The following is a 23239-nucleotide window of genomic DNA, read 5'->3' as shown; positions in this document are numbered from 1 at the left end:
CGGGTCCCGCGGGCAGCGGGACCCGCCGGGAGCGGTGGCGTGCGGCGGCGGACGGCGTGCTCAGGCGCCGGCCGGGACCGGGACCTTGCCCCGCACCACCAGGTCGGTCCACAGCGACCGGACCCGGCCCAGGCCGTACGCCTTGACCACCTCGGCGCGGGCCCGCTCGGCCTCGGCCGCGAACCGCCCCTCCCGAACCGTCGCATGGACGGCCTCGGCCATCGCCACCGCGTCGCCGTGGATCCAGTGCGGGTCGTAGATGGTGTCGGCCCCGGGCCAGGGCAGCAGGGCGGGCACGCCGCCCGAGGCGGCGCACTCGGCCGGAGCCAGGTGGAACGACTCGTCGTCGCTGGTGGAGAGCATGAACCCGACCCGGCGCAGCCAGGTGGCCACATCGGGGCCGAACGGGTCGAACACCACCGCCCCGGCCAGGTTCTCGTCGCGCTGGATCCGCCGGTAGACGCGCTCGAAGTAGGCGCGCTCCTCCGGGCGGTTCCAGATCCACCAGTAGTCCCAGGGCTGCTTGGTCTTGACCGACATCGTGTAGCGCGGGTCCATGCGGCGCAGCTCCGCCAGCACGTCCAGGCCCCGGTCCAGCCGCTTGCGTGAGGGCGCGATGCCGATCATGCCCAGGGAGTACTCCGCCCCCGGGAGCTTGGGCCGGGCCAGCTGCTCGTCGTCGACCCAGTTGGGGACCACCACGACCTTGTCGGCGGGCCAGCCGGTGATCTCCCGGGTGAGGTCGGCGTAGTGCGGGCTGACGCACACCACCGCGTCGACCTTGTCGATGTCGAGCTTGCGCGGCCACTCCGCGTACAGCTCGAACCGGTGCAGGCGGACGATGAGCCGCTGGTCGGGGCGCTTCCACTTGGCGTAGAACAGGGCGTTGGGCCCGCACCACTCGCAGATGACCACGTCGGCCCATCCGGCCAGCTCCCGGGACCGGTACTGGTCGTGGGTGCCCAGCCCCTCCCACTCGTCCATGCGCACGTCCAGGCCGGGCAGCGAGGACAGGTACTCGGCGAGCCGGGTGAAGAACTTCATGTCGTGCCCGGCCACGACCACCTTGAGCGGGCGCTCGGTGTCCGCCCCGGCGGGGGCGGGCGGCAGCGCCTCGGCGAGGTGGCCGCGCAGGCGCTCGGCGGCGCGCTCCAGCGTGTGGTCCTCGGCGGCGGCCCGGCAGCGGGCGGCCGCGTCGGCGTACACGGAGCGGTCGTGGTAGGCGCGGGCGACCGCCTCGGCCACCGAGTCCAGGTCGGCCCCGGCGAACAGCGGGTAGTCGGCGCCCAGCATGGCCTCGTGCATGGGGGTGCGGTTGAGGATCACCGGCAGGCCCAGCGCGCCCAGTTCGAGGACCTTGGTGGACAGCTCCAGGCTGGCGTCCATGGACGGGTCGCGCCAGGACAGGCCGAAGTCGCACTCGGCGGAGGCGCGCAGCGCGTCGGCGCGCGGCATGCCGCCCCGCCAGTCCACGCCCGGGGTGTTCTCCAGGGCCTTGCGCATGCGCTTGGACCAGTCGGCGGGGTCGGCGTGGACCTTGTCGCCGATCATCACCAGCTCGGCGTCCACACCGCGGCGCTCCAGGGCGGCCGGGAGCCCGGTCATCTCCAGGGTGTTCCAGGCCGGGGCGAACTTGCCGGTGTAGGCCAGACGGGCGCGGGCGTGCACCTGCCCGTCGGCGCGGGCGTCCTCGGGGACCACGACCACCGGCGGGAACAGCACCGAGCGGCCGCAGGCGGCGGGCACCGACGACTCCAGGAAGGCGCGCAGCTCCTCGGTCTGGCAGAGCAGGAACCGGGAGGCCAGGGCGATCTCGGTGAGCTCGGCGACCGCGGTGGCGGTGAGCCCGTCCACGGCGTGCGGGAAGTCGGTGAGGTAGGTCCACAGCCGCCCGGCCAGGGACTCCTCCTGGGCGGCCAGCCCGGCCAGCCGCTTGCCCCGCACGACCACGAGGTCGAACGGGGTCCGCTCGTGCCGGGAGACCAGCAGGGACACGGCCTGCTCGGGGGTGAGGCCGCGCGGCCCGGCGTCGGGGACCAGCTTGTCCTCGTAGGGGCGCAGCAGGCGGATGCCGGGCGCCCCCGCCAGCGGCGCGATGAGGCGGTCGGTGCGCACGGGGGCCTTCAACAGCAGGGTGACCTCGCATCCGGCGGCGGCCAGGGCCTGCGCCATCGACTGCGCCCAGATCGCTGAACCGTCGATGATGTTCAGGTCCACGTCCCCGTACAAGAGTGCGCGCGGAGGAGGTGTGCTCACGTTCTTCCCTTCGGATGCTTGCGGATGGCCCGTACCGGGCGGTCGAGGCGGCCGGGGGTCATCCGACGGCGCCGGTCGGGGCGTCCGCCGCGGTGTGGGCGGGTCCCCTGGCGTCCCGGTCGGTCCCGGGGCCGTGGTCGGGGCCCAGGGCCAGGAGGCGGGTGCCGCGGCGGTTCCACTCCGCCGGGTTCCAGCCCCGCCGCACCAGGGCGGTGCGGGCCAGCTCAGGGGTCAGGGAGCTGACGAAGACGTACTGCTCGCCGGTGGGGCGGTCGAAGAGCCCGCGGTCCCCCGCCGTGGCGGCCGGGGCGGCGACCGTGCCCACGGCGTCGGCGTCGGAGCACTCCACGGCGCAGACCAGGTCCACCAGGCGGTCCGGGCCCACCGGCCCGGTCCACAGGTGGGCCCAGGGCGCGGTGGCGCGGTCGGCCAGGACGGCCCACCGCTCGGGGCCCAGCCCGCCCAGGTGCACGGTGCGGTCGTCGCCCCGGGTCAGCTCCTCGGGGGTGTCCGGGGTGCTGAACCGGGCGGTGCGGACGGTGACGCCCTCGGAGCGCAGGCGCTGGACGCCGGGCAGGCGGCCGGCGGTGTCGGGGACGACGACCTCGGCCGGGCGCAGGCGTGAGGCCAGCAGGGAGTCGGCCAGGTCCTCGGCCTCGGCCTCCCCCGCCGGGTCGGCCAGGACGGCGACGGCGCGGCCGCGCAGCGGCAGCTCGGGGCCGGGCGTGCCGGGCGGGAAGTCCAGCCCGGCGAGGATCTCGGCGAGCCGGACCGGGGTGGCGTCGGCGAGGAAGACCTCGCGGAGCATGGTGCGCTGCTCGGAGGCGGTGGGCGCGGCGGCGCGCAGCCGGGGCACGGTGACGGCCAGCCCCTCGGTCTCCCCCGTCTCCTCGGCGACCGGGTCGTGCGGGACGGGCCGGGTGCCGCAGGCCTGGGCGCGGCGGCCCAGCGCCTCGGCGCGCGGGCCCCGGGCGGGGACCACGGCGACGCGCGCGGCGCGCAGGGCGTCGGCCAGGCCGGGGGCGTCGGCGTCGACCGCCCCGGCGCCCAGCCCGGTGAGGATGTCGGGGACCGGCTCGGCCGGGGTGTCGCGGACGAACACGGTCTCGGGGCCCTCGGCCAGCTCGGCCGCGACCGGGTTGAACAGGTGCAGGGGCACCCCGGCGTCGCCCCGGTGGACGCGGGTGAAGCCCAGGGCGCGCAGGCCCGGCGCGGTGGGCGCGTCGTCCAGGAGCAGGGTGGGGATGCCGCGGGCGGCCGCGGACTCCAGCACCCAGTGCAGGGCGCGGGTGCGGTCCGCCGCGGCGGGGTCGCCCACGTGCGCCCACGGCGAGCCGGGTGCCGCGGCGGAGGCGGAGACCAGGACGAGGTCGACGTCGACGCCGTCCATGACGATCTGCGCGTCGTGGGGGCGCAGCGGGATCGAGCGGATGTAGGGGTCCAGGGCGCGCTGGACCTGCGGCCCCAGGGCGGTGGCGGCGATGAGCAGGTCGGAGGCCCCGCCGGCGGCCCCGGCCAGCAGGCGGGCCTCCTGGCGGTCGGCGTCGAAGGAGCGCACCGGCTCCGTGCCGGGGCGCCGCTGCTGCTGGGAGTGGCGGGTGGTGCCGCTGCGCCGCCACAGGCGGTAGAGGTCGCGCGGGAGGCGGACCAGGGAACGGCCGGGCTTCTTGGCCGCGGCGGTGAGCGCGCGTCCCACCTGCAGCGACGTGGAGTCCTCCAGTGCCGCAAGGCGGGCGCGGGCCTCCTGGAGCTGGGCCTCGCGTTCGGCCAGGGCCTGCCTGAGCTGTTCGGTCTGGCTCTGTTCACGCCGTTTCACGGTCTGCCACCTTGTGTTCGGATCGGATCGGCGGAACCGCCGGGGTCACCGTGCGGGAGCACCCCGTCGGGTGGGGTCCGCGCCGGGTCCCGGGACGGGTCCGGATGCCCTTGGTGAGCCGTGTCGCGGGCTCGCGGGGCGCGGTCGGTGGTGTGTGCTGGTACGACACGGCGGCTCACCTGCCCCTCTGTCGGGGAACGGTACCGCCGGAAGAGGGCGGAACGGTGGATTCGCCCGCCTTGTGTCGTGTCGGGCCCTGGGCCGGGTGCCCTGCCGGGTACCGCCGCGGAGCGCCGCCGGACCCGGCGTCGTCCGCCGGGGGCCGGGGGCCGGGGGCTCTTCGGGAAGGGAGGGGACGGGGCATGGGATCACCTGGACCACTGGGTCAGGACGGCGGCGATGCGCTCACCGGCGCGGCCGTCCCACAGGGGCGGAGTCGTGTCGAGCAGTGCCTCGGAGCCGTGGCCGTGCAGGACCTTGGTGACGGCCTGGAGCAGGTCGGCCTCGGTGACGAGGCGGTTGGTGCCGTGGGTGATGGTGATGGGCCGTTCGGTGTTGGGGCGCAGGGTCAGGCAGGGGACCCCCAGGACGGTGGTCTCCTCCTGCACGCCGCCCGAGTCGGTGACGACGGCCTCGGAGCCGCGGACCAGGGCGACGAAGTCGAGGTAGCCGAGGGGCTCCAGGAGGTGGACGCGGGGGTGGTCGCCCAGCCCGGCGCGGTCGAAGGCGGCCTTGCCGCGCGGGTGCACCGGCATGACCACGTCCACGAGGTCGGCGATCTCGTGCAGGCGGGCGACCAGCAGCGCCACCGTGTCGGGGTCGTCGACGTTGGCCGGGCGGTGCAGGGTGGCGGCGACGTAGCGCTCGGGCAGGCCCAGGCGGGCGCGCAGGGCCTCGGCGTCGAACCGGTCGAGGTTGGCCAGCAGGGTGTCGATCATGGGGTTGCCGACCAGGTGGACCCGGTCCGGGGAGACGCCCTCGGCGGCCAGGTGGCCGATCGCCTCCGGCGAGGTGGCGAAGCACAGGTCGCTGAGCTGGTCGGTGACCCGGCGGTTGACCTCCTCCGGCATCGTGTTGTCGAAGGAGCGCAGGCCCGCCTCGACGTGCGCCACCGGGATGTGCAGCTTGGCGGAGACCAGGGCCGCGGCGACCGTGGAGTTCACGTCGCCGTACACGACGACGATCCCGGGCTCGCGGGCGGTGAACTCCTGCTCCAGCCCGACCATGAGCGCCGCCGTCTGCGCGGCGTGCGAGCCCGAGCCCACGCCCAGGTCGACGTCGGGGGTGGGCAGGCCCAGGTCGCGGAAGAACACCGCGGACATGCGGTCGTCGTAGTGCTGCCCGGTGTGCACCACCGCCTGGTGGGCTCCGCGGTCGCGCAGGGCGGAGACGACGGGGGCGGCCTTGACGAAGTTGGGGCGGGCACCGACCACGTGAACGATCGCGGTGTCCCGGCTGCCCAGGGGGGCGCTCGCTGCCACGGCTCTCTGGTCTCCTTCTGTTCGTCGTTCGGCCCCACCGGTTCCGGTGGGGCCGTGGCGGTCCGGTGGGGCGTTCCTCGCCGGGACGTCCCGTCCGTGTCGCCGTGGTGTCACCATCCGGCCACATCCGCGTGGTTGGGTGACTGACCGTGCATGACATCCCTGTTTCCGAAGCGCCCCGTCCCCGGACCCGCAGGCTGCGGGCGGTGACGTTCACCGCGTCGACGGCCTGGCGCCACCTGCGCTCCGACCCCGCCCGGACGCCGCTGCTCGCGCTGCGGCTGATGCCGGGGCCGGCCCGGCGCGCGGCGCGCGGCGCGGCCGCCCGGGTGGGCGGTCAGGCCCGCGCCTACGCCCTGTGGGACGAGGGGCGCCGGGCCGAGGCGCGCGAGGCGGTGCTCGCCGCCGCGTCCGGTGCCGGGCCCCGCAGGGTGGGGCGCCTGGTGGCGGCCTGCCTGGCCGCCGGGGACACCCGGACGGCGCGCGAACTGCTCGAACGCCTTCCTCCGGGTCCGGTCCGCGACCGGGCCGTCCACCGGACGGACCTGGCCACGGGGCGGGCCGTCGCCGCGTCCCCGTCCCCGTCGCCCGTCCACCACGGGATCACGTTAACCCGCGATGCCCCAACGCGGCCCGAAGACACGGTGAACGCTCGGCGACCGGAAAGCCCCGCAGGTGAACGTCTCGCATCGCCTCCGGAGGGCCCGGTGGACGGGTCGGGTGTGCGGGTGCTGCATCTGGTCACCAACGCACTGCCGCACACCAACGCCGGGTACACCCAGCGCACCCACCGCATCGCCGTCGCCCAGCGCGAGGCGGGCATGGACGTGCACGTGGTGAGCCGGGTCGGGCACCCCCTGGACAAGGGGAGCAGGGACGCGCGCACGCTGGTGCGTGTGGACGGGATCTCCTACCACCGGCTGCTGCCGTGGACCGCTCCGGCCGACCCCGGGCAGGAGCTGGCGTCCGGGCTGAAGCTGGCGTCCGAGCTGGTGGAGAAGGTGCGGCCGGACGTGCTGCACGCCGCCAGCAACCACCGCAACGCCCGGCTGGCGCTGGCCCTGGGGCAGCGGTTCGGCCTGCCCGTGGTGTACGAGGTGCGGGGCTTCCTGGAGGAGTCGTGGCTGTCCCGCGACCCCTCGCGGAGCGTGGACGACGCCTTCTACCGCCACGAGCGGGCGCAGGAGACCGAGTGCATGCTCGCCGCCGACCTGGTGGTAACGCTGGGCGAGGCGATGCGCGCCGACATCGAGGCGCGCGGGGTGCCGCCCGAGCGGCTGCTCGTGGTGCCCAACGCGGTGGACGAGTCGTTCCTGGAGCCGCTGCCGCCGGGCACGGCGGTGCGGGCGGAATGGAGCATCGGCCCCGAGGAGTTCGTGGTCGGCACCACCACCAGCTGCTACGGCTACGAGGGCCTGGACACCCTGCTGGAGGCCGTGGCGCGGATGCGCGGGGCCGGCGAGCGGGCGCACGCCCTGATCGTCGGCGACGGCCCCGAGCTGGCGGCGCTGCGCGCCCGCGCCGAGGAGCTGGGGCTGGCCGGCGCCGCCCACTTCCCCGGCCGGGTCCCCGCGGACCGGGTACGCGAGCACCACGCCGCGATGGACGTGTTCGCCGTGCCGCGGCGCGACGACCGCGTGTGCCGGGTGGTGACACCGCTCAAACCCGTGGAGGCCATGGCCGGAAGATTGCCGGTTGTGGCCAGTGATCTTCCGGCTCTGCGAGAGATCGTGGAACCTGGGGTGACCGGTGAGTTAATTCCTCCGGGCGAATCGGCAGGTCTCGCTGATGTCCTGACAAAACTCGCTTACAGTCGGGAAAGGCGAGAGGCCTACGGTCTCGCAGGTCGCAGCCTTATCGGGGCGAACCGAACATGGACCGGGGCCGTATACCGCTACAACCACGCGTACCGGGCCCTTATCCGGAGAATGTCCGAACCAGGCCAGATCCCGTGATCGTGGACAACGGCTATCTACACTCGAACGTCCCGCTTGCAGTGACGTTCCCGGCTGTCCTCGATGAAGTGCGCCCGTTCACGAAACGAATGCGAGTGTGACCACGAAGTGGATGCCGCAGCCTCCAACCCAGCCCTTGCAGCCGAGCAGTCCGCGGTGACCGGCGACCTTGTCATCATCGGTCTCGGTTACGTCGGTCTGCCCTTGGCCGCCGAAGCCTGCTCCGCCGGTCTCAAGGTCACCGGACTCGACGTGAACGAGCGCGTCGTCCGCGGCCTCAACAGCGGCGTGTCGCACGTGGACGACCTGTCCGAAGAGGACGTGCGCGCCATGCTGGACCGCGGGTTCACGGCGAGCACCGACCCGTCGGTCCTGGCCACCGCCCGCACCATCGTCATCTGCGTGCCGACCCCGCTGTCGCCGGAGGGCGGCCCCGACCTGGGCGCGGTCACCTCCGCGGCCAAGTCGATCGCCGCGCACCTGAGCCCCGGCACCCTGGTGATCCTGGAGTCGACCACCTACCCGGGCACCACCGAGGAGGTCGTGCGCCCCATCCTGGAGGAGTCCGGGCTGGTCGCGGGCGCCGACTTCCACCTGGCGTTCTCGCCGGAGCGGATCGACCCGGGCAACCCGACCTTCGGCGTGGCCAACACCCCCAAGGTCGTGGGCGGGCTCACGCCCGAGTGCGGGGAGGCGGCGGCCGCGTTCTACGGCCGGTTCGTGAACACCGTGGTCCGGGCGCGGGGCACCCGCGAGGCCGAGATGGCCAAGCTGCTGGAGAACACCTACCGGCACGTCAACATCGCCCTGGTCAACGAGATGGCCATCTTCTGCCAGGAGCTGGGCGTCGACCTGTGGGACTCGATCGCGGCGGCGGCCACCAAGCCGTTCGGCTTCCAGGCCTTCTACCCGGGTCCGGGCGTGGGCGGGCACTGCATCCCGATCGACCCGAACTACCTGTCGTACAAGGTCAAGACCCTGGGCTACCCGTTCCGGTTCGTGGAGCTGGCCCAGGAGATCAACAGCCGGATGCCGTCCTACGTCATCCAGCGCGCCCAGGAGCTGCTCAACGAGTCCGGGCTGGCGCTGTCGCGGTCCAAGGTGCTGCTCCTCGGCGTGACCTACAAGGCCGACATCGCCGACCAGCGCGAGTCGCCGGCCCGCCCGGTGGCGCGCAAGCTGCTCGCCAAGGGCGCGACCCTCACCTACCACGACCCGCACGTGGAGTCCTGGCAGGTGGACGGTCAGGACATCGAGCGGTCCACCGACCTGGACCGGGCGCTGGCCGAGGCCGACCTGGTGATCCTGCTCACCGACCACAGCGAGTACCGGCCCAAGCTGCTGGAGGAGTACGCGCGGCTGCTGCTGGACACCCGCGGCGTGCTGCGCCGCGCCCCGAAGGACGAGGACCCGACGGTGGTGCCCGCGCAGGCCCGCCGCTACGTCCAGCGCGAGGGCATCCAGGTGCTCTAGGGCTGTTCGGCGGATCATTCCGGGTCGCGGCCGCCGGGCGGTCTGCGAGAGAGCGCCCGACGACCGCTCCCGGCACCCGGCGCGAGCGCCGAGCCGCACGGAAGCATCCACCGAACACGCCCGAGAGCCCGTTCACGGGCCCACAGAACGGGGGCGCGCCGTCCCGGACACCCGGTGTCCGACGGCGTGCCCTCGTGTGTTCACTCGCCGTCGCACCAAGGTTCACCGGTTGCCCCCCGGGCGTCCACCCCGCCGACCTTTGCGTGTTTCCGCAGATGAATACCGTGTCGCACAGCCGGTACCGCTGCCCAAAAGCGGATCATCTTCTCAGATGCGCCTTACCGGCGACACAGGTAGGTGATGTGATGCACGCGCTTGTGGCCACAGTGGTCCACCACCCGGAGGACGCCCGGATCCTGCACCGGCAGATCCGCGCCCTGCTGGACGCAGGACACACGGTGACCTACGTCGCGCCGTTCCGCGAGTGCGGCGTGACCCCGTGGAGCGAGCTGCGCTCCGTGGACGTCCCGCGCGCCTCCGGGCGCGAGCGGCTGTCCGCCCTGCGCGCCGCCCGGGCGGTGCTGGCCGAGCACGCGCCCAAGGCCGACCTGCTGCTCTTCCACGACCCCGAGCTGTTGCTGGCGCTGCCGGCCGAGCGCCCGGTGACGGTGTGGGACGTGCACGAGGACACCGCCGCGGCGGTCCTCACCAAGCCGTGGGTGCCCCGGCCGGCGCGCCGCCCGCTGGGGATGCTGGTGCGCTCCTTCGAGCGGCGGGCGGAGCGGCGGATGAAGCTGCTGCTCGCCGAGGAGGGGTACCGGGACCGGTTCCGGCGGCCGCACCCGGTGGTGCCCAACACCACCGACGTCCCCGACTCCCCGACCCGCCTTCCGGGCGACGACCGGGTCGTCTACCTGGGGCACGTGTCCCTGGCCCGGGGCGCCCGGGAGATGGTCGAGCTGGGGCGCCTGCTCCAGCCGCACGGGGTCCGCCTGGAGATCATCGGCGGCGCCGACGCGGGCGTGCGGCCGCTGCTGCGCGAGGCGCAGCAGGAGGACGCGCTGACCTGGTACGGGTTCGTGCCCAACGACCGGGCGCTGCGGATGTGCGCGGGGGCGATGGCGGGCATCAGCCTGCTGCACGACACCCCCAACTACCGGCACTCGATGCCGACCAAGGTCGTGGAGTACATGGCGCACGGGCTGCCGGTGGTCACCTCGCCGAGCCCGGTGGCGGTCCGGCTGGTGACCGAGCGGCCCGAGGGGCCGGCGGGCCTGGTGGTGCCGTTCCAGGACCCGGCCGCGGCGGCCGACGCGGTGCTGCGCCTGCGCGCGGAGGAGGGCCTGCGCGGCCGGCTGGCGCGGACCGGCCACCGCATCGCGCAGACCTCGTACCACTGGCCGGTCCAGGCCCGGGCGTTCGTCAAGCAGCTCGAGGAGTGGGTGGACGAGGCGGGCGGTCCGACACCGCGGATACCCCGCCAGCGCAGTGACGAGCGGGCTCCGGCGAGTGAGGGCGACCACACTTACCTGGCCTAGGAAATATCTTCCTGGTCAAGCAGGTTGGGTGCGGGTGTACCGACCGGCGCACGTTTCCGCCGGTCACACCCCACGAACGACCGAGGTACGACCATGACCCAGTTGCTGCTCGACAAGGACGCCCAGGACCTGCTGTTCCGGGCCGCCCGCACCGCCAACTCCTTCACCGCCGAGCCGGTGACGGAGGAGCAGCTCGGAGAGATCTACGAACTGGTCAAGTACGGCCCCACCGCGATGAACCTGCAGTCCCTGCGCGTGACCGCGGTCCGCTCCGAGCAGGCCCGCGAGCGCCTGGTCCCGCACATGGCGGGCAACAACGCGCCCAAGACCGCGGCGGCCCCGCTGACGCTCATCCTGTCCGCGGACACCGACTTCCACGAGAACTTCCCGACGACCTTCCCGGTCGCCCCCGACGCCCGCGAGAACTTCGCGCAGATGCCGGTCGGGGCCCGCGAGGACATGGCCGTCAAGAACGCGTTCCTGCAGATCGCCTACCTGATCATCGGCGTGCGCGCGGCCGGGCTGGCCGCCGGGCCGATGACCGGCTTCGACGCCGAGGGCGTGCGCAGGGAGTTCTTCGGCGAGGACTCGCCGCTGCGCCCGGTCGTGGTGATGAACATCGGCCGCCCCGGGCCGGACGCCTGGTTCGACCGCCTGCCGCGCCTGGAGCGGGACGCCGTCGTCACCGAGGTCTGATCCCCGCCTCCGACCGGACCGCCACCCGGCCGGGGAGGGAACGGCACGGGCCCCTCGCACCGCGAGGGGCCCGTCGTCGTGTTCAGCGCGGTCCGGGGCCGCCCGGCGGCGGCCCCCACCCCTGTCCGGGCGGGCCCTGCGGGTACTGCGGCCCGCCCTGCCCCGGGTGGGGCTGCTGCGGGGCGCCCGGATGGTACTGCCGCGCAGGTGGCGCCTTGGGCCTGGCCGCCCGGACGACGAAGAAGACCAGTCCGCCGACCAGCGCGAGGCCGCCCAGGGCGACCACGGCCAGGATGATGAGTCCGAGCAGGCTGGAACCCACTCTGCCTCCCAGGGGGTACGGCCCCGAGGCTCACGGGGCGGGAACGCCCATCATGGCACGCCCGGCTCAGATGATCGGGGGGCGGCCGGCGCGGGTCATGCGCCAGGCGGTCGACCAGCGGATCGGGGTGCGCGGGCCGGCGTCCTCGCGCCAGCCCTCTCGGAAGCCGGCGAACCAGGCCTTGAGGGAGGCGCGGTCGCGCTCGCGGAGCACGGTCAGGGCCACCCAGGTGCCCAGGTAGGCGAAGGCCAGCGGCCAGGGCAGGTTGCGGCGGGCCAGCCACACCCGGTTGCGGGCGTTGAGCCGGTAGAAGTTCTCGTGCCGGGTCGGGGCGACCGCCGGGTGGTACATGACCGCGTCGGCGTCGTACTCGATGGTGTACCCGGCGTCCATGATCCGCCAGGCGAGGTCGGTCTCCTCGTGGGCGTAGAAGAAGTCGCCCGGCAGGCCGCCGCCCGCCTCGAACGCGGTGCGGCGGACCGCGCTGGCACCGCCCAGGAACGTGGTGACCACGCTGGAGCGGCGGGAGTCGCCCACCCGCAGCCGCGGCACGTGGCGGCGCTGGTCGGGGCCGCCGTCCGGGTCGGCGATGCGGAAGGACAGGGCGCCCAGGGACGGCTCGGCGGCGAACCGCTCGCGCACGTGCCGGGCCAGGTCGGTGGAGCGGTACCAGCCGTCGTCGTCCAGGAAGAGGATCACGTCGCCCTTCGTGGCGCGCACCCCGTGGTTGCGGCCCTCGGGGATGCCCACGTTCTCCGGCAGGCGGACGGTGACCACGCCTTCGGGCAGCTCGGGCAGGTCGGCGCCGTTGCCCACGACGACGACCTCGACGTCGGCGCCCTCCTGCTCGAACACGCTGGTGATGGCGCGGCGCAGCTCGGCCGGGCGGTTGCCCATGGTGAGCAGAACGCAGGAGAGGGTGGGCTTGCTGGCACCGGACACCTGGGGACGGCTCCGTTCGGCTCTGGGCCCTGGGGAGACCTCCGTCACGGACCCCTCGGTCCGGGGCGGAATCACGGGTGTGGTCATGTTCGGGACCGTATCTGTGGACGACAGGCTTCTTGCAGGTTGACGAAGACCGACATTCGCAGGAACAGGCTAACGAAAGAATAAAAGGCCGGTGTACGGGGCCGCGGGCGGGGTATGGGCCGCGGCCCCGTATGTGACGCGAACGTCACCGACGCGTTATTCGAGGCGGCGCGAGGCCACCACGCTCACGAAGTGCGCGACGCTCATCAGCGCCGCCACCGCCGCGCAGGCGGCGACGAGGACCCGGGTGGCGAGCAGGTCGCCCAGGAACAGGTCCACCACCGCGGCCACCACGACGATCAGGGACAGCTCGACGGCCTGGATCAGCCGGTGCACCTTGAGGGCGGAGGCCAGCCGCCGGGCCAGGCTCAGCCCGGACGAGCGCGGGCGCATCGCCTCGTCGGTCACCTTCTCGGGCAGCCCCGCCTTGGCGCGGGCCACCACGACGTTGTCGGTCTCGGCCTTGATGAGGGCCACGCCGATCGCGCCGACCATGCCCAGGATCACCCAGCCGCCCGGCTCCAGCCCGCCCTGGGCGCGCACGCCCAGGCCGATGAGCAGGGCGATCTCGGCCACGTAGTGCCCGATCCGGTCCAGGTAGATTCCGGTGACGCTGGTGCGGCCGGTGTACCGGGCGACCTCGCCGTCGGAGCAGTCCAGCAGCAGGTAGACCTGGATCAGCAGGGCGGCCGCCAGGGCCGACCACAGCCCGCCGAAGGCGACCACCACGCCGGCCAGGACGCCGAACGCCATCATCAGGTAGGTGATGGGGTTCGGCGGCACGCCCAGCCGGACGAAGAAGGTGCTGACGTAGGGCGAGAGGTCCCTCATGTAGAGGCGGCCCGCCCAGTGCTCCTCGTTCGTGCGCTCCTTGATCCCCGCGGGCTGGCCGCCCGCGCGGACCTCAGCGACCGACGGTCTTGACATAGTCCGCGACGCTCCGTCCGATCTCGCTCTCGGACAGGCCGAGGTGCTCCAGGATGGTGAACCGGCCGGGACGGGTGTCCGGCGCGTGCACCACGGCCCGCGCGAACGCCTCATCGTCCAGGCCGACGTCGGAGGGCACCACGGGCAGCCCGTGGCGGACCAGGCAGTCCCGGATCTCGCCCATCCGCGCCTCGGACCAGCCCAGGTGGCGGACCCGCAGGAAGGACGCGTACAGCGCGCCCAGGCCGGCGAGCTCGCCGTGGTTGCCCTTGCCCGGGTGGAGCTGGGTGACGGCGTGCAGGATCTCGTGGCAGGCGCCGCTGGCGGGCCGGCTGGACCCGGCGACCGACATGGCCATCCCGGACAGGACCAGGCCCTCGGCCAGGACCGTGAGGAAGGCGTCGGACTCGATCGAGTCGGGCCGGTGCAGGACCGCCTCGGCCGCGACCCGGGCGAAGGTGACGGCCATGCCGTCGACCGGCTCGCCGTTGATCCGCCCGGACAGCTCCCAGTCCTCGATGGCCGAGATGTTGCTGACCACGTCGCCGATGCCCGAGCGCACCAGGTGGGAGGGCGCGGCCCGGACGTAGTCCACGTCGATGACCACGGCGATGGGCATGGTGACCCCGATGGAGGGCTTGCCGCCCTCGTGCTCCAGGGAGCTGACCGGGGAGGCGATGCCGTCGTGCGCCAGGTTGGTGGCGACCGCCACCATCGGGATGCCGGCCATGGTGGCGGCGAACTTGGTGACGTCGATGGTCTTGCCGCCGCCGATCCCGGCGACCGCCTCGTAGGCGCCCGAGCGGAGCTTCCTGCCCAGCTCGTTGGCGGCGTCGACGGTGCCCTCCTCGACCCGGAACACCTCGCAGTGCGGCAGGTCGAGGTCGGCGGCGATCTGCTCGCCCTGGCCGGGGCCGACCGCGACGGCGATCCGGCCCTCGGTGGCGATGCGCCGGTCGGCGAGCACCGAGCCGAGCGAGGCGATGGCCCCGCGCCGGACGTCGATGGCCACCGGCGAGGGCAGCATTCGGGCTAGTAGCGGCACGCGATCTCCCGAGCCTTGGCCAGGTCGTCGTGGTTGTCGACCTCGACCCACTCCACCTGACCGATGGGGGCGACCGAGACCTTCTCGCCGCGGCGGACGAGCTCCTGGTAGCCGTCCTCGTAGTAGAGCTGCGGGTCCCGCTCCCAGGTGGCCTTGAGGGCGTCGGCGAGGCGGGCGTCCAGGGAGCCCTCGAAGAGGGTGGCGCCGATGTACTCGCCGGCGGCGGTGGCCGGGTCCATGAGCTTGGTGATGGTGGCGAGGTGGCCGTCGTCGTCGAGGGTCACCTTCATCTCCTCGTCGGCGAGGCTTTTCACGTTGTCCACCGCGAGGAGGAGTTCCGGACCCCTGGCGGCGAGTAGCGTTTCCTCGACGCTCACCGGGTGCACGGTGTCGCCGTTGACGAGGAGGACGCCCTCGGAGAAGAACTCGCGCGCGGTCCACAGGGAGTAGGCGTTGTTCCACTCCTCGGCCTTGTCGTTGTAGCTGAGGGTGAGCTTCACGCCGTGGCGCTCCTCGAGCGCCTCCTTGCGGGCCTCCACGGCCTCGGCGCGGTAGCCCACGACGACGACCACGTCGGTCAGGCCGGCCGCGGCCAGGTTGCGCAGCGAGATGTCCATGATGGTCGTCTCACCGTCGACGGGCACCAGGGCCTTGGGCAGCGTGTCGGTGTAGGGGCGCAGACGCCGCCCCGCGCCTGCGGCGAGAACCATTCCGAGCATGCGGGCGTGTTCCTCCTTAGCGGGGAGGTCCTACGCCTCCCCGAACGTTTCGGCGACCGGTGCAGGGTCGCCCTCCTGGCCGTACCCGGGCCGGGGGTGTCCGGGCCCGGCGCCGTCCTCGGGGACGGTGCCGGCCGGGAGCACGTCGGCCACCGGCGTGGCGCTCCAGGTGCGCACCGCCTCGGTGACGAGCAGCACCGCCAGGTATCCGGCGAGTATGCCGTAGACCGGAACGGGCACGTGCAGCGCGCTCCCCGCGGCGACGACGAGCATGCGCCCGTCCCAGCCGAGGGCGGCCGCGCGCGTCCGCGGCGACCTCGCCACACCGACCGGGGGGCGGACGGCGTCGTCGCGGTGGTGACAGGCGACCGTCATCAAGAGTACGAACACCAGGGGACCGGGTACACCGGACGCGAGCCCCACGACCATCAGGTACGCGTACTCCATGACGCGCAGAACGGGCGGAACGAGTCGGTCGAACCGTCCGTCGTGGGGGTGGCCCGAGGCCGTTCCGGACAGTAGCAGGGCAGCGACCGGTGCGAACAGGGTAATGCCTGCCGGAAGCCCGCGGTCCGCCGCCAGGAGGACGAGGACGACCATCGCGGCCGCCGCCGCGGTCGGGAGCGGCGGAACCAGGCCCGGGGCGACGCGCCCCGCCAGACGGCAGAAGTGACCGTCATCACGGAGCGCGCGTAGGTCCGGGACGGTCCCGGCGGTGCGCGCGGCCCCCTGCGCCCCGTTCACCGCCGCCCCCCGTGGGCCGCCGCGGGGTCGACGAGCGCCGTGGTGATGGCGATGGCGCAGCCGACGATGAGGGTGACGAAGGAGATCCGCGGGTCCCACAGCGTGGCCGTGACGGCGATCGCCAGGAAGCGGACCGGCTGGGGGAAGGCGAGCAGCCGCCGGGCGAGGTCGGCGGCGGGCGCCCGCCGCCGCGCCCCTGCCCCGCTGACGCGGCGGGGCGGGGCCGCGGGGCGTCCCCGGGGCCGCCCCGGCCGCGGGCCGGGGCCCGGCCGTGCGGTCCGGTGGCCGGACGGCACGGCGGCCCCGTCCCGGTCGTGGCCCCCGGTGGCCGGGCGCGGGACGAGTCCGGCCGCCGCGGGCGCCACCGCCGCCTCCCCGGCCGCCTTCCCCGCGCCCCGGCCGCGCCGGGACGGCACCGGGGGCGCGGGCGGCGCCTCCCGGGCCACCAGGAGCGCGTCGCGCAGCGCCAGGGCCACCAGGGCCCCGGCGGCCCACCCCCAGGCCCCGCCGGCCCCGGCCAGCACCGCGCCCACGGCCAGGCCCAGGTAGACGATGTACTCGCGCAGCTGGGAGAGCATGGCGGACAGCCACAGGGTGAGGGCGTCGTAGCGCCCGGCGCGCATGCGCTCGCGGACGGAGTCGCAGAACAGCACCGCCACCAGGAAGGCCGATCCGGCCAGCCCGCCGACGGTGTCCGGGCGGGTGAACCAGACGGCGGCGCCGACGGAGACCATCACGGCGATCCGGCTCATCCCCGCCCGGGTGACGTGCCTGCGTTCGAGGAGGCGCGCGGTCGAGCGCGCCACGGTGCCGTTGGCCATGGGCGTGTCCCTCTCGAGTTCTCGGTGAGAGCAACCGTCACCCACGCTCTGTGGTCAATCAATCACTGACACGCCACAGGTGTCCGTTTGGCCTGTTCAGAGCGGCGTGGCGCCATTTCGGTCGGGTCAGATGACAAAGTGCGCACCGCCGGAATCCTCCGGCAGTGCGCACCGTGTGTCCTCTGCGGGCCCTGAGAGCCCCCTGGGGCGCCCTCGGGGCGCGGCGGGGGTCAGGCGGCCTGGCCGCCGTCCTTGTCGCCGCCGGCCTTCTTCTCGGCCTCCTCCGCGCGCTTCTTCTTGGCCTCCTCGGCCTGCTTGCGCTTGGCGATCTCGGCCTTGGTGTCCTCGTTGTAGGCGGCCAGCGCGGCGTCGATGTCGGTGTCCAGCGCCAGCGCCCCGCCCTTGATGTACAGGCCGCGGTTGCAGAACCGGCGCAGGTCGCCCTCGTTGTGGGAGACCAGCACCATGGTCCGGTGGTTGGCCAGCATCCGCTCGATGGCCTCGTAGCACTTGCGCTTGAAGGCCTTGTCGCCCACCGCCAGCACCTCGTCGACCAGCATGATCGGGTGCTCCAGCTGGGAGATCAGGGCGAAGCCCAGCCGCACCTTCATGCCGCTGGAGTAGTGGCGCACCGGGGTGTCCACGAACTTCTGCTTGATCTCGGCGAAGTCGATGATCTCCTCGAAGCGCTCGTCGATCTGCTTCTCGGTCATCCCGTGCAGCGAGCCCACCAGGTACACGTTCTCGCGGCCGGTGAGGTTGTCGTTGAAGCCCGCGCGCAGCTCCAGCAGCGGCGCGACCTTGCCCCGCACGTGCACCTCGCCCTCGTCGGGGATGAGCACCCCGGCGATCATCTTGAGCAGGGTGGACTTGCCGGTGCCGTTCTTGCCGACGATGCCGACGCAGTCGCCGCGGGCGACCTCGAAGGACACGTCGCGCAGCGGCCAGAACTCGTCCCCCTCGGCGTTGGGGTCGCGCTTGGTGCCGTGGATGAACATCTCGCGCAGGCTGCGCTTGCGACGGCGGTTGACCGCGAACTTGACACCGAGGCCCTTGGCCTCGATGACCGGGCCGCTCGCCAGGTCGGTGCCGTAGTCGGTCTGGGCCATCACAACTCCTTCAGGACGGACATCTCCAGGCGGCGGAACGTCCAGTATCCGATGACCAGCATCAGCAGCGAACCGACGACCGCAGAGGTGATCGCGATCGGCCCCGGGGTCAGCTCCTCGAACCCGGCGAACCACACCGCGCGGTGCATTTCGAAGATACCCAGCAGCGGGTTCAACTGGTAGGCGACCTTGAGCCACTCCGGCACCCGGGCCGACTCCAGGACCATGGACGCCGGGTACAGGATCGCCGATCCGTAGAACAGGATGCGGGAGGCGATGCGCACGAGTCGCTCGACGTCGCGCACCAGCACGTTGATCGAGGACAGCAGCAGGGTCAGGCCCAGGCCGATGGTGAACTGGAGCAGGATGGCCAGCGGCAGCCAGACCAGCACGCCCTCCCAGGAGGGGCGGCCGCCCAGGAAGATCACGAAGAGGATCAGCACCGGCCAGGTGAGCAGGTACTCGATGAACTTGGTGCCCACCGTGGCCGTGGGGAAGATCTCCCGGGGCACCTTCATCGTGGTGATCAGCTTGGAGTGCGTGATCATCGCGCGCGGGGCCTCGCTGAGGATCGCGCCGAAGGTGTTCCACGGCAGGATCCCGGCCACCAGGAAGAGCAGGAAACCGCCGTACTCCATCGCGTTCGCGGGCATGCCGCGGTCGGCCCCCAGGATGACCCCGAAGACGAAGAAGTAGACCAGGGTCAGAGCCAGCGGCTCCAACATCGTCCAGGCGTATCCGAGAATCGACTGCTGGTACTTGACCTTCAGGTCGCGTCGGACCAGGAGGCCGACGACCTTCCGGTGCTCCCAGACGGCCAGCGCCCTTGACGCCACCGCCACCTCCAAGGATCGAAAGAATTGCCGTCCGGTCCACGCTCGCGCCACCGGACAGGTGGGTTCTCGTGCCTGCGCGCACCGGTCGACACGCGCGGTCCACGGCCCCGGTCGGACGACGACCGGGGAAACGGGGGGACGTGTCCGGGCGACCGGGGGATTGTCACGGACCGCGCCCGGCTCGACGACCGCTGTGGGTCGCGGTCGGACCGGGCACATTGAACAGGCGTGCATAGATTACCGCTGCGACGGACGGGGCGCGCCCACCAACCTGCCGCACATCCGTGTCCGGACCGTGACCATGCGTGCCCGGGGCCGGTCGACTAGCCTCGGCTCGTAGGGAACGGAAACACGCGCGCAACATCCGGGCCGCCGCGGCCGCGGGTGTCCCCGCCGGGAGCCGGAACCGTCGCGTCCGCGCCGCGTCACCCTCCGTTCCGCGTACGGGCCCCGCCGGTTCGCCGCCGTCGGGGAGACCGCCATGAGGAGGAGATCGGTGGACGAGGTGGACGGCGCCGGGCGCCCGCGGGTGATCGCGGCGGTCCTGGCCGGCGGGGTCGGGGCGCGCATGGGCGCGGACACCCCCAAGCAGTTCCTGCCGCTGGCCGGCCGGACGATCCTGGAACACGCCGTGTCCGCGTTCGAGGAGTGCCCCGACGTGGACGAGATCATCGTGCTCATGGTGGACGAGTACGTTCCCCGGGCGGAGAAGCTGCTGGCCGACGCCGGGTTCGCCAAGCTGTCCCGGGTACTGCCGGGCGGCGCGACCCGCACCGACACCTCCGTGGCGGCCCTGGCCGCGGTGTCCGGCGCCGCCGACGACGACCTCGTGCTGCTGCACGACGCCGCCCGGCCGCTGGTCTCCCCCGCGACCGTCTCCGCCTGCGTGGCCGCTCTGGCCCGGGCGGACGCCGTGGGCGTGGCGGTGCCCAGCGCGGACACGGTGGTGCGCGTGGTCGAGGGCCCCGGCGGCGAGGCGGTCGCCGAGGTCCCCGCGCGCTCCTCGCTGCGCCGCATGCAGACCCCGCAGGGCTTCCGGCTGGGGACGGTGCGCCGCGCCTACGCCCTGGCGACCGCCGACCCCGGCCTGGTCGCCACCGACGACTGCGGGGTCGTGCTCCGCTACCTGCCCGAGAAGGAGGTCCGGATCGTGCCGGGCGAAGAGACGAACATCAAGGTGACCAACCCCGGCGACGTGGAGGTGGCCGAAGCGCTGCTGCGCCGGTCCCGGGGGGACGCCCCCCTGCGCGAGGCGGCGCCGTGAGCGGGGTCTTCGGCGGGACGACGGAGGTCATCGGCCACCGCGGCGTGGGCCGCGGAGTGGTCGACCAGGCCCGCGAGAACACACCGGAGTCCTTCAGCGCCGCGGTCGCGGCCGGGGCCGACTGGATCGAGATCGACGTGCGGCGCACCGCCGACGACGAGCTGGTGCTCTACCACAACGCGGCGCTGGACGACGGGCGCGCGGTGGTGGACCTGACCGCGGCCGAGTGCGCCCGGGCCGGGCTGGTGGGCCTGGAGGAGGGCCTGGCCGCCATCCCCCCGCAGGTGGGCCTGGACGTGGACGTCAAGACGGTGATGGAGGACGCCGTGGACGCCCCCGCCCGCAGGACCGCCTCGCTGCTGATGCCGTACCTGCGGCGGGAGGCCGAGCGCCGCCGGGTGTTCGTGTGCTCGTTCGACCCCGGTGTGCTGCTGGCCGTCCACGAGGGCGCCCCGGAGGTGCCCACGGCGTGGATGCCGTTCGTGCGCAACCCGCTGGACCAGGCGGTCGCGGGCGCGGTGGGGCTGGGCTGCCCGATCGTGGCCGTGGACGTGCGGTCGTTCGGCCTCACCGACGACGGCCCGCTGCCCGGTCGGCGTTCGGTGGAGTACACCGTGGACCTGGCCCACCAGGCGGGCCTGGAGGTGGCCTCCTGGTGCCCGGCCCCGGAGGACGCGGCGATGTTCGCGGCCGCCGGGATGGACGCGGTGGTGGTGGACGACGTGCCCGGCGCGGTGGCCGCGCTGCGCGAGGCGGAGCTCAACGGCGCGGCCTGAGGCGCCGGCCGGGGCCGGCCGGGGTCAGATCCGGTCGAGGAGCTCGGCCTTCTTGGCGGCGAACTCCTCGTCGGTGAGCAGTCCCTTGGCGTGCAGCTCCCCCAGCCGCTCGATCTGGGCGAAGATCCACGCGGTGTCGGGGCCGCGCTCCCCCTCGGCCCCGTCCGGGGCCTCCTCCGCCCGCGCGTCCGGGTCCGGGTCCGGCTGAGCGTCCCGGCCGGTGTCGGCGCCGAGGAGCGCGGGCGCCCCGGTCAGCGCGCGGACGGTGCCGCGGGCGATCTCCCGCCAGCGGCCGCCGGGGCCCGCCGGGGCCGGGCCGCCCCGGGCCCACACGTGCGCGGTGACCGTGGCGGCCATGAGGAACACCTTGTAGATCTCGCCGCCGTCGTCGGCCGAGCGCAGCATGCCGAGGTCGTGTTTGGGCCGGCCGTCCCGTGTCGGCTCGCCTGCGGGGACCACGCGCAGGAAGCCCCACCCCCAGCCGTCCGGCGGCCCCCAGTCCACGCTGGAGATCTCCGACAGGTCGTACTCGCGGCGGCCCGCGCGGCGCTTGGCCGCGCTCGCGTAGTCGCCGGACCACACCAGGCGCAGGGTGGAGCCGTCCAGGGTGGCGGTGCCCTCCCGCGTCTTGATGTGCAGGGGGACGGCGGGGACCAGCCGGGTCACGGTCTCCGGGGCCGGGTCGCCCTCGGTCTGCTCGGCGGCGAACCGGATCTGGTCGGCGAGGTACTCGGCGACCAGCTCGGTCTTGGCGGGACCGGTGAGCCGGAAGGGCTGGAGGTCGTCCCGGAGCATGGCGCCGACGGCGGCGTAGGGGTCCATGCGCTCGCGCAGCGAGAGCCGGAGCAGCCACCCCTTGCGGCGGCCGCCGCCCGGCGTGAACTCGACCCCGGCGATCGCCCCCACCGGGACGCTCAGGCGGCCGAGCTCCTTCAGGAGCGCGCTGCCGGTCCAGGACTTCTTGTAGACGATGTCGACGGTCTCCCCGTCGAAGCCCCAATCCGCTTGGTCTCCGCGCAATTCGTCCATGGGGACATCATGCCGGAACCGGGCCCGGTTCAGGAGGCCTGGGCGCCCCGGGAGGCCCGTGCGGTACGGGAGTCCGAGCCCAGACCGGGTGGGCTGGTGATGAAGCCCGCGCCCCACGACATGTGCATGGTGGCCAGGGCGACCGGGATGAGCGGCAGCGAGGCGGCGGGCAGGCCGCGACCCAGCGGCAGCGACGCGGCGACCACGAGGGCCAGGTAGGCGGCGGGCACCAGCCACAGCGGCCACCACAGGAGGCCGCCGAGCAGGCCCAGGACCACCCCGGCCAGGGCGACGGGCGGCGCCAGGTAGCGCAGGTTGATGGTGCCCCTGTGCTGGCGGGCCACCACGCGCCGCCAGCGGCCGTAGTGGAAGTACTGCTTGGCCAGCAGCCTGACGTTGCGCCGCGGGCGGTAGGAGACGCGCATGCGCGGCTGGAACCACACCACGCCGCCGCTCTCGCGGATGCGGTGGTTCATCTCCCAGTCCTGGGCGCGCAGGAAGGCCTCGTCGTAGCCGCCCACGCGCTCCAGCGCCGAGCGCCGGAAGACGCCCAGGTAGACCGTGTCGGCCGGGCCGCCCTCGCCGCCGGTGTGGAAGCGGGCGTTGCCCACGCCGACCTTGGAGGTCATGGCGGCGGCGACCGCCTTCTCCCAGGGGGTGGTGCCCTCGGCGGCCATGATGCCGCCGACGTTGTCGGCCCCGGTCTCCTCCAGGGTCTCCACGGCCACGCGGAGGTAGTCGGAGGGCATCATCGCGTGGCCGTCGATGCGGGCCACGATGTCGTGGGAGGAGGCGCCGATGGCGGCGTTCAGGCCCGAGGGGGTCCTGCCGGTGGGGTTGTCCACCACCTTGACCCGGGGGTCGGCGGCGGCCAGGCCGTCGGCGACCTCGCGGGTGCGGTCCTCGGAGGGCCCCACGCCGAGCACGACCTCCAGCTCGCCCGGGTACTCCTGGGCGAGGACGTGCTCCACCGCGGCGGCGAGGTGGCGCTCTTCGTTGAGGACGGGCATGACGACGGAGACCGGCGGCCAGGACACGGGCACTTCCCAAGATCGAGACGTGTCGGACTGCGCGGCGGATGCGTGGGGGCATCGACGCCCGCGCGCGTCCAAGGTACTGCACCGCGGGCGGCGGCCGCGCCGGTCTCCCGGCGCGGCCGGCGGGGTCAGGCCTGGTTCTTGATCGGGAGGCCGTCGGAGTCCTGGAACCTGCCGAGCAGCACCATGATGAAGTCGATGAGGGCCCACACGCCCACGCCGCCGCAGGTGACGAGCATCAGGACGCCCGTGCCGATCTTGCCCGCGTAGAAGCGGTGGACGCCGAGGTAGCCCAGGAAGAAGGACAGCAGAACGGTGACGAGCCAGTTCTTGGGGGAGACAGGGGGATGCGTCATCGGTTTCTCC

The 23239-nt window shown here is 73.6% G+C and carries 21 protein-coding genes; 6 read left to right on the top strand and 15 right to left on the bottom strand.

Features of this window, described 5'->3' with window-relative positions:
• Nucleotides 1-60 precede the first annotated feature (60 nt).
• From KGD84_RS05235 to wecB, 3 genes are all read right to left on the bottom strand, one after another.
• Nucleotides 61-2256 carry a glycosyltransferase gene (locus tag KGD84_RS05235; protein ID WP_255647063.1) on the bottom strand — a complete coding sequence of 732 codons (2196 nt, stop codon included), beginning with the start codon at nt 2254-2256 and terminating at the stop codon, nt 61-63.
• 58 nt (nt 2257-2314) lie between these two features.
• A complete protein-coding gene (locus KGD84_RS05230; RefSeq protein ID WP_220564969.1) occupies nt 2315-4072 on the bottom strand; it encodes a hypothetical protein in 1758 nt (585 codons plus the stop codon).
• A gap of 368 nt (nt 4073-4440) precedes the next feature.
• A complete protein-coding gene (gene wecB / locus KGD84_RS05225; RefSeq protein ID WP_220564968.1) occupies nt 4441-5553 on the bottom strand; it encodes a non-hydrolyzing UDP-N-acetylglucosamine 2-epimerase in 1113 nt (370 codons plus the stop codon).
• A gap of 206 nt (nt 5554-5759) precedes the next feature.
• Between wecB and KGD84_RS05220 the strand changes: the two genes are divergently transcribed.
• From KGD84_RS05220 to KGD84_RS05205, 4 genes are all read left to right on the top strand, one after another.
• Nucleotides 5760-7508: a glycosyltransferase family 4 protein gene (locus KGD84_RS05220; protein ID WP_255647061.1), complete on the top strand. Its 1749-nt coding sequence runs from the start codon at nt 5760-5762 to the stop codon at nt 7506-7508.
• 108 nt (nt 7509-7616) lie between these two features.
• Nucleotides 7617-8981 (top strand): nucleotide sugar dehydrogenase, encoded by a 1365-nt coding sequence (locus KGD84_RS05215; protein WP_220564967.1) that lies wholly within the window; start codon nt 7617-7619, stop codon nt 8979-8981.
• Nucleotides 8982-9346: 365 nt separating this feature from the next.
• The gene (locus KGD84_RS05210; protein ID WP_220564966.1) at nt 9347-10519 is read left to right on the top strand and encodes a glycosyltransferase; all 1173 of its coding nucleotides are present in this window, start codon (nt 9347-9349) and stop codon (nt 10517-10519) included.
• 93 nt (nt 10520-10612) lie between these two features.
• Nucleotides 10613-11215: a malonic semialdehyde reductase gene (locus KGD84_RS05205; RefSeq protein WP_220564965.1), complete on the top strand. Its 603-nt coding sequence runs from the start codon at nt 10613-10615 to the stop codon at nt 11213-11215.
• Between the two features lie 82 nt (nt 11216-11297).
• Here the strand turns inward: KGD84_RS05205 and KGD84_RS05200 are convergent, their stop codons facing one another.
• The 9 genes from KGD84_RS05200 to KGD84_RS05160 all read right to left on the bottom strand — a co-directional run bounded on the left by KGD84_RS05200 (nt 11298) and on the right by KGD84_RS05160 (nt 18779).
• Nucleotides 11298-11537: a hypothetical protein gene (locus KGD84_RS05200; protein ID WP_220564964.1), complete on the bottom strand. Its 240-nt coding sequence runs from the start codon at nt 11535-11537 to the stop codon at nt 11298-11300.
• A gap of 66 nt (nt 11538-11603) precedes the next feature.
• Nucleotides 11604-12434, bottom strand: a complete 831-nt coding sequence (locus tag KGD84_RS05195; protein WP_220565547.1) for a glycosyltransferase family 2 protein — start codon at nt 12432-12434, stop codon at nt 11604-11606.
• Between the two features lie 288 nt (nt 12435-12722).
• Nucleotides 12723-13493 (bottom strand): CDP-alcohol phosphatidyltransferase family protein, encoded by a 771-nt coding sequence (locus KGD84_RS05190; protein WP_220564963.1) that lies wholly within the window; start codon nt 13491-13493, stop codon nt 12723-12725.
• A complete protein-coding gene (locus KGD84_RS05185) occupies nt 13471-14520 on the bottom strand; it encodes an iron-containing alcohol dehydrogenase family protein (protein WP_220564962.1) in 1050 nt (349 codons plus the stop codon). The genes KGD84_RS05190 and KGD84_RS05185 overlap by 23 nt, the downstream gene beginning before the upstream one ends.
• Before the next feature lie 5 nt (nt 14521-14525).
• The gene (locus tag KGD84_RS05180) at nt 14526-15257 is read right to left on the bottom strand and encodes a phosphocholine cytidylyltransferase family protein (RefSeq protein WP_220564961.1); all 732 of its coding nucleotides are present in this window, start codon (nt 15255-15257) and stop codon (nt 14526-14528) included.
• Nucleotides 15258-15287: 30 nt separating this feature from the next.
• On the bottom strand, nt 15288-16001 hold the full coding sequence (locus KGD84_RS05175) for a DUF5941 domain-containing protein (RefSeq protein ID WP_220564960.1): 714 nt from the start codon (nt 15999-16001) through the stop codon (nt 15288-15290).
• Nucleotides 15998-16822 carry a hypothetical protein gene (locus KGD84_RS05170; RefSeq protein ID WP_260697188.1) on the bottom strand — a complete coding sequence of 275 codons (825 nt, stop codon included), beginning with the start codon at nt 16820-16822 and terminating at the stop codon, nt 15998-16000. Before KGD84_RS05170 ends, KGD84_RS05175 begins: the two co-directional genes overlap by 4 nt.
• Before the next feature lie 230 nt (nt 16823-17052).
• On the bottom strand, nt 17053-17931 hold the full coding sequence (locus KGD84_RS05165; protein ID WP_220564958.1) for an ATP-binding cassette domain-containing protein: 879 nt from the start codon (nt 17929-17931) through the stop codon (nt 17053-17055).
• Entirely contained in the window at nt 17931-18779 is an 849-nt protein-coding gene (locus KGD84_RS05160) for an ABC transporter permease (protein ID WP_220564957.1), read from the bottom strand. Before KGD84_RS05160 ends, KGD84_RS05165 begins: the two co-directional genes overlap by 1 nt.
• A 469-nt stretch (nt 18780-19248) precedes the next feature.
• Here KGD84_RS05160 and KGD84_RS05155 point away from each other — a divergent pair, with 469 nt between their 5' ends.
• Both KGD84_RS05155 and KGD84_RS05150 read left to right on the top strand, forming a co-directional pair.
• Complete coding sequence (locus KGD84_RS05155) at nt 19249-20031, top strand: IspD/TarI family cytidylyltransferase (protein WP_220564956.1); 783 nt, start codon at nt 19249-19251, stop codon at nt 20029-20031.
• The gene (locus tag KGD84_RS05150) at nt 20028-20807 is read left to right on the top strand and encodes a glycerophosphodiester phosphodiesterase (protein ID WP_220564955.1); all 780 of its coding nucleotides are present in this window, start codon (nt 20028-20030) and stop codon (nt 20805-20807) included. Before KGD84_RS05155 ends, KGD84_RS05150 begins: the two co-directional genes overlap by 4 nt.
• A gap of 24 nt (nt 20808-20831) precedes the next feature.
• On the opposite strand, the gene KGD84_RS05145 is transcribed toward KGD84_RS05150, so the two are convergent.
• From KGD84_RS05145 to KGD84_RS05135, 3 genes are all read right to left on the bottom strand, one after another.
• Nucleotides 20832-21836, bottom strand: a complete 1005-nt coding sequence (locus tag KGD84_RS05145) for a DUF4429 domain-containing protein (protein WP_220564954.1) — start codon at nt 21834-21836, stop codon at nt 20832-20834.
• A 29-nt stretch (nt 21837-21865) separates the two neighbouring features.
• Nucleotides 21866-22873 (bottom strand): glycosyltransferase family 2 protein, encoded by a 1008-nt coding sequence (locus tag KGD84_RS05140; protein ID WP_220564953.1) that lies wholly within the window; start codon nt 22871-22873, stop codon nt 21866-21868.
• A 128-nt stretch (nt 22874-23001) separates the two neighbouring features.
• Nucleotides 23002-23229 (bottom strand): TM2 domain-containing protein, encoded by a 228-nt coding sequence (locus KGD84_RS05135; RefSeq protein WP_220564952.1) that lies wholly within the window; start codon nt 23227-23229, stop codon nt 23002-23004.
• Nucleotides 23230-23239: the final 10 nt, after the last annotated feature.

This window comes from Nocardiopsis changdeensis, from assembly GCF_018316655.1.
In the GTDB taxonomy this organism is placed as follows: Bacteria; Actinomycetota; Actinomycetes; order Streptosporangiales; family Streptosporangiaceae; genus Nocardiopsis; species Nocardiopsis changdeensis.
The sequence above is the reverse complement of the archived record's forward strand: the minus strand, read 5'-3'. Positions and strand labels throughout refer to the sequence as shown.